Origin of the sequence: Streptomyces humi (assembly GCF_001005085.2) — a bacterium.
In the GTDB taxonomy this organism is placed as follows: domain Bacteria; phylum Actinomycetota; class Actinomycetes; order Streptomycetales; family Streptomycetaceae; genus Streptomyces; species Streptomyces humi.
The window spans coordinates 21,414-27,825 of the sequence record NZ_LBMU02000123.1 but is presented as its reverse complement, the minus strand read 5'-3'; the positions used below and the strand labels follow the sequence as shown (position 1 = coordinate 27,825).

The window sequence follows — 6,412 nt, the reverse complement described above, 5'->3', positions numbered from 1 at the left end:
GGTCCCCCCGGCCCCCGCCCCGGTTCCGCCGCCGCCCGGAGGGCTCCCTTTCCCGCAGTCCCCGGCGCCGACCTCGGCGGGGCTGCCCGTCCCGCCGTCCCCCTCGGCCGCCCCCGTACGCCTGTCCAAGGTGACGCTCACCAAGGCCGCGCCCTCCGTCTCCCTGGCCAAGCAGGGCGGCACCTCGGGCGCCCTGCGCGTCAACCTCAACTGGCAGGTCCGCAAGGAGCTCCCCGGTTGGAGCGGCCGGCGCGGCGGGAACCTCGACCTCGACCTGTGCGCCCTCTACGAACTCGCCGACGGCCGCAAGGGCGTGGTCCAGGCGCTGGGCAACGCCTTCGGCTCGCTGAACCGGCCCCCGTACATCCACCTCGACGGCGACGACCGCACGGGAGCCGTGGCGAGCGGGGAGAACCTCACCCTCAACCTCGACCACAAACAGGACTTCCGGCGCATCCTGGTCTTCGTGACGATCTACCAGGGCGCCTCCTCCTTCGCCGACCTGCACGCCACCGTCACCCTCCAGCCCGAGCACGGCGCCGCGGTCGACTTCTCACTCGACGAGTGCACCGTTCCCTCGACCGTGTGCGCGCTCGCCCTGATCAGCAACACGGGCGGCGACCTCGTCGTCCAGCGCGAGGCGCGCTACCTGGTCCCGGAGCGCGGGGTCAGCCCGCAGCGCACCGTGGACCGCGCCTACAGCTGGGGGATGAACTGGACCCCCGGCCGCAAGTGACCGGCGCCGGAGGTCACCCCTCGTCGGCGACCGCGCCGGGGCGCGCGTAGGTGCGGCCCTTCCAGGCCGCCCCGCGCCCCCGGTAGTGCCGCACCGCCGAGTCGACCGTCATCAGCAGGTAGAGGAACGCGGTGAACGGCAGCAGGGGAGCCAGCCGGAGGGGCACCCGGTAGTAGCGGAGCATCGGCAGGTACGTCGCGGTCATCACCAGCCAGGCCGCCGCGCCCGCCAGGGCCGCCGGCGCGCTGCCCGCGACCGCGCCGGACAGGACCGCCGCCGGGGGGACGAGGTACACCAGCGTGAGACCCGCGACCGTACCGAGCAGCAGCAGCGGGTTGTGCCGCAGCTGCGCGTACGCGCTGCGGGAGACCATCCGCCACAGGTCGTGCAGTCCGGGATAGGGCCGCACGCTGTCCACCCGGTCGGCGAGCCCCAGCCAGACGTGCCCGCCGGCGGCCTTCACGGCGCGGGCCAGGGCCACGTCGTCGATCACGGCGTGCCGGATCGCGTCCGGGATCCGCGCCCGCTCCGCCGTGCCGGCGCGGAGCAGCACGCACCCGCCCGCCGCCGCTGCCGTACGCGACCCCTTGCGGCCGATCCGGCGGAACGGGTAGAGCTGCGCGAAGAAGTAGACGAAGGCGGGCACCACCAGCCGCTCCCACCTGCTCTCCACCCGCAGCCGGGCCATCTGCGAGACCACGTCGAAGCCGCCCGTGCGGGCGGCCGCCACCAGCAGCCGCAGGCTGTCCGGAGCGTGGGCGATGTCCGCGTCCGTCAGCAGCAGGTACTCGGGGTCGCGCGCGCGGGCCAGCCCGATCCCGTGCCGTACCGCCCACAGCTTGCCCGTCCAGCCGGCCGGCGGCTCACCGGGCGAGTCCACGGTGAGCGGCAGGCCGCCATGGCGCCCGGCGAGTTCCCGGGCCAGTTCCCCGGTGCCGTCCGTACTGCCGTCGTCGACCAGGAACACCTCGGCCCGGCCCGGATAGTCCTGCGCGAGCAGGGACGGCAGGCTCAGGGACAGCACGGCCGCCTCGTCCCGGGCCGGGACGACCACGCACACATCCGGCCATTCCTCCGGATCGCGCCGGGGCGGCAGCCGGACGTCGGTGCGCCAGAAGAAGCCCTGGCAGAGCAGCAGCCACAGCCAGGCGGCGAGGGATACGGCGGCGGTCCATGCGATGGCGCTCACGCGCGCAGTCTGCCCCACCGGACCGGTCCCCAAGGGCCCATCGTCTATCGTGACCGGGTGAAGATCGCGCTCATGGACTCCGGAATCGGTCTGCTGGCGGCCACCGCAGCGGTACGGCGGCTGCGCCCCGACGCCGATCTCGTGCTCTCCTTCGACCCCGAGGGCATGCCCTGGGGTCCGCGCACCCCCGAGGACGTCACCGCACGCGCGCTCGCCGTCGCCGAGGCCGCGGCGGCCCGACGGCCCGAAGCGCTGATCGTCGGCTGCAACACGGCGACCGTGCACTCCCTGCCCGCGCTGCGCGCCCGTCTGGAGCCGGGCATCCCGGTCGTCGGCACGGTCCCGGCGATCAAACCGGCCGCGGCGGGCGGCGGCCCGGTCGCCATCTGGGCGACCCCGGCGACCACGGGCAGCGCCTACCAGCGGGGCCTCATCGAGAACTTCGCCGACGGCGTGCCGGTCACCGAGGTGCCCTGCTGGGGGCTGGCCGAAGCCGTGGAGCACGCCGACCAGGCGGCCATCGACACCGCCGTGCGTGCCGCGGCCGAGCTCACCCCCGACGACGTGACCACCGTCGTCCTGGGCTGCACCCACTACGAACTCGTCGCGGAACGCATCCGTGCCGCGGTGCGGCGGTCCGGCGGCACGCCGCTCGCCCTGCACGGTTCCGCCGATGCCGTGGCCGCGCAGGCACTGCGCCGGATCGGGGCCTCGCCGGCTCCCGGCGCACCCGCCACCGGCCTGGTGACGGTGCTGCTCAACGGCCGCGAGGGCGAGCTGCCCGAGGCCGCCCTGAGCTACGCCGAGGCCCGCCTGCTGCGGACGGCCGCTCCCGCCGCTCCCGCTGTGTCCCAGTGAGCCTCCGCGCACTGCGGACACCCCGCCGCTCCCGCTGTGTCCCAGTGAGCCTCCGCCGGCCGCGGATACCCCCGATGTGAGCACTCACCCTCCGCGACGCGGTAGCCGCGCAGCGAAACCTGAGTAGTCTCGTTGACATGAGGGACCACCCCCACGGCCACTCCGCGGACGAGGACGGCCCGCACCCCGACGTCTGGACCGGCCGTGCCACGAACCGGGTCCAATGGCTGCTGGCACTGGGCGGCGCCGCCTGCATGGCGCTCGGCATCGAACTGGCCGTGGACTCCGCCTGGACCTCGGGCGCCCCGCTGGTGATGTCCGTCGTGGGCTGTATCGCCGCCGGACTGCTGGTCCTCTTCGGCACCCTCGCCTTCGTGCACGTCGACCTGAAGCTCGACCGGGAGTGCCTGGAGATCCGCTGCGGTCACATAGGAGTACCGCGCCGCCGTATTCCGCTCTCCCATGTGGCCGGCGCCGACTTCACCCCGCAGATCACCCCGCGCCACTGGGGCGGCTGGGGCTACCGCTGGCGCCCCGAGAAGGGCACGGCCGTCGTCGTCCGCCGTGGCGAGGGCATCGTCCTGCGACTGTGGGACGGCCACACCTTCACGATCACCGTGGACAACGCGGAGTCGGCGGTGCATGTGATCAGAGAACGTCTGCGGACCATCACACCGGGTGCCGCGCACTGACACCGGCGCGTGCACGGACGGCGGCACGTGTGGCGCGGCCCCATGCGCCTCAGCTCAGCCTGTGTCTCAGCCTGTGTCTCAGCCGGCCGGGACGCCCGCGGCCCAGGGGCGTGCCGTGGCCAGGCCCGCCAGCAGGCCCGCGCCCGCCGACACCGTCGTGAAACTCAGCGCGTCGCCCACCGCGGCGACGGCGGCCAGCACCGTGAGCGCCGCTCCCGCGGTCAGGGCGACCGGCGTGGAGCGGGGCGAGCGCCACAGGGCGTAGAGCAGCCAGCAGAACGCGGCGGCCAGCAGCAACCCGCCGACCAGGCCCAGTTCGGCGGCCTGCTGGAGGGGCGCCGAGTGCGGCTTGCCGTCGGGTGCCAGGGTGTCGGAGGCGGAACCGCTCAGCTCGCCGAAGCGGCCGGGACCGGCGCCCAGCGCGATGTTCCGGTGCGCGAGGCGCAGGGCGTCCCGCCACAGCCGGACCCGGTGCGAGGTGAGGAGGCCTTCCAGGGCCGAGGAGGGTCCGGCGGGCAGCACGTTCCCGGCGACCGCCCAGACCGTGCCGGTCACCAGCACGGCCGCCAGCGCCAGCCCCGCGACGCCCGCGCCCCGGTGCCGCGTCCGGCCGGCGGCGAGGGAGCAGAGCAGCACGGCCGCACTGGCGGCGCACCCGGCCGCCGAGTCCAGGGCAGCCCCGGCCACCGTGATCCCGGCGGCCAGTGTCCACAACCCGAGGCGCAGCGCGGGAACCGGCGTCGCCCAGGCGGCACAGCACGCGCCGCCCGTCGCCAGGGCCAGCAGTGCGGCGACCGCCCCGGCGTGCCCGAGGCTGGTGAACTGGGGACCCGGCGCCACATGGGGACCCGCCACAGCCAGCCCCAGCCCGGCCAGCGCGCCGGCACAGGGGGCGGCCACCGGCAGCAGCGCCCCGGACATCCGGCCCGCCGCATAGCCCGCGGCCACGGCGAGCACCGCCAGCAGCACGCCCTCGGGTCGTCCGTCGCGCACGGTCGCCGAGATCAGCGGCCACACCGCACAGGCCCCGAGCACCACGACGCCCCACGCGTCAGAAACGTTTCGTCTGTCGATGTCCGCTTCCGTACCGGCAGCGGACATCATCCCGGTCGACCCCACCGTCGCCCCCCGTACCCGGTCCCCCGACCCGTCCGGCGGCCCCCGCCGCCGTCTCGCCACACCGTAACCGGTGATGCCCGTTTTGTGGACGACTTGCGCAGGAACGGTGCGGTTCCTGCATGCCGAGACCGCGCTGTCGGCCGTATGGTCAACCGCCGTACACTCCCGGAGTGACCGTCACCGCAACCTCCGTGGACCAGTCGGACCAGCTCACGCCACGCCCCGCACCCGGTGCGCGCGGCCTCGCGCTGCTCCGCCGACTGGTCCCGGCCGCCGCCTCCGCGCTCAGCGGAGTGCTGCTGTACGTCAGCTTCCCGCCCCGCACCCTGTGGTGGCTGGCGCTGCCCGCCTTCGCCGGGTTCGGCTGGGTGCTGCGCGGCCGTTCCTGGAAGGCGGCCCTCGGCCTCGGCTACCTCTTCGGGCTCGGTTTCCTGCTGCCCCTGCTGGTGTGGACCGGCGTCGAGGTGGGCCCCGGTCCGTGGCTCGCCCTGGTGGCCATCGAGGCGATCTTCATCGCCCTGGTCGGGGTGGGCGTCGCCGCCGTCTCCAGGCTGCCGGCCTGGCCGGTGTGGGCGGCCGCCCTGTGGATCGCCGGTGAGGCGGCACGCGCGCGCGTGCCGTTCCGCGGCTTCCCCTGGGGCAAGATCGCCTTCGGTCAGGCGGACGGCGTCTTCCTGCCGCTCGCGGCGGTCGGCGGCACCCCGGTGCTCGGCTTCGCGGTCGTCCTGTGCGGATTCGGTCTGTACGAGGTGGGGCGGCTGGTCGCCGAGGGACGGCGGACGCGTGAGATCCGGCGCGGGGCGGCGGCCGCGGCGCTGCTCAGCGTGGCGGTCCCGGTCGTGGGCGCGGTCGCGGCGCGGACCCTGGTGAGCGACAAGGCGGAGAGCGGCTCGGCGACCGTCGCGGTCATCCAGGGCAACGTGCCGCGCGCCGGCCTCGATTTCGCCTCCCAGCGGCAGGCCGTGCTCGACTACCACGTGAAGGAGACGCTCAAGCTGGCCGCCGACGTCAAGGCGGGCAAGGTCGCCAAGCCGGACTTCGTGCTGTGGCCGGAGAACTCCTCCGACGTCGACCCGTTCGCCGACGCCGACGCGGCGGCCGTGATCGACGAGGCCTCTCGGGCCATGGGCGTGCCGATCTCGGTCGGCGGAGTCGTCGAACGCGACGGCAAGCTGCTCAACGAGCAGATCCTGTGGGACCCGGTCAAGGGACCGACGGCGACCTACGACAAGCGGCAGATCCAGCCGTTCGGCGAGTACCTCCCGCTGCGCGGCCTGGTCGGCGCCATCAACAAGGACTGGACCAGCATGGTCCGCCAGGACTTCAGCCGCGGCACGAAGCCCGGCGTGTTCGACATCGACGGAACCAAGGTCGGGCTCGCCACCTGCTACGAGGCCGCCTTCGACTGGGACGTGCGGGACACGGTCACGCACGGCGCGCAGATGATCTCCGTGCCGAGCAACAACGCGACCTTCGACCGCAGCGAGATGACCTACCAGCAGCTCGCCATGTCCCGTATCCGTGCCGTCGAGCACAGCCGTACCGTCACCGTGCCGGTGACCAGCGGGGTCAGCGCGATCATCATGCCGGACGGGAAGATCACCCAGAGGACCGGCATGTTCGTGCCCGCCTACCTGGTCCAGAAGGTGCCGCTGCGCACCTCCGAGACGCCCGCGACCAAGCTGGGCATCCTGCCCGAGATGGCCCTGGTGCTGGTTGCCGCCGGCGGTGTGGGCTGGGCGGTCGGGTCCGGGCTGCGCCGTCGGCGCGCCGGTGACGCGTAGCCGTACAGCCGCTGTACGCACCGTGGTTCAGGCC

At 74.2% G+C, this 6,412-nt stretch carries 6 protein-coding genes; 4 read left to right on the top strand and 2 right to left on the bottom strand.

Annotated elements, in window-relative coordinates; all coding sequences use genetic code 11:
• Positions 1-736 (top strand): TerD family protein (locus tag AAW13_RS41450; RefSeq protein WP_420855525.1); only part of this gene is annotated, 736 nt, incomplete at its 5' end.
• Positions 737-749: 13 nt separating this feature from the next.
• Here AAW13_RS41450 and AAW13_RS41445 read toward each other — a convergent pair.
• On the bottom strand, positions 750-1,925 hold the full coding sequence (locus AAW13_RS41445; RefSeq protein ID WP_240528918.1) for a glycosyltransferase: 1,176 nt from the start codon (positions 1,923-1,925) through the stop codon (positions 750-752).
• Between the two features lie 57 nt (positions 1,926-1,982).
• Here AAW13_RS41445 and AAW13_RS41440 point away from each other — a divergent pair, with 57 nt between their 5' ends.
• A complete protein-coding gene (locus tag AAW13_RS41440) occupies positions 1,983-2,783 on the top strand; it encodes a glutamate racemase (RefSeq protein ID WP_046729270.1) in 801 nt (266 codons plus the stop codon).
• Between the two features lie 137 nt (positions 2,784-2,920).
• On the top strand, positions 2,921-3,475 hold the full coding sequence (locus AAW13_RS41435) for a hypothetical protein (RefSeq protein ID WP_046729269.1): 555 nt from the start codon (positions 2,921-2,923) through the stop codon (positions 3,473-3,475).
• A gap of 78 nt (positions 3,476-3,553) precedes the next feature.
• Here AAW13_RS41435 and AAW13_RS41430 read toward each other — a convergent pair whose 3' ends face one another.
• On the bottom strand, positions 3,554-4,579 hold the full coding sequence (locus AAW13_RS41430) for an O-antigen ligase family protein (RefSeq protein ID WP_052768542.1): 1,026 nt from the start codon (positions 4,577-4,579) through the stop codon (positions 3,554-3,556).
• Positions 4,580-4,764: 185 nt separating this feature from the next.
• On the opposite strand from AAW13_RS41430, the gene lnt reads away from it, so the two are divergent.
• Complete coding sequence (lnt, locus tag AAW13_RS41425; protein ID WP_046729268.1) at positions 4,765-6,378, top strand: apolipoprotein N-acyltransferase; 1,614 nt, start codon at positions 4,765-4,767, stop codon at positions 6,376-6,378.
• Positions 6,379-6,412 lie beyond the last annotated feature (34 nt).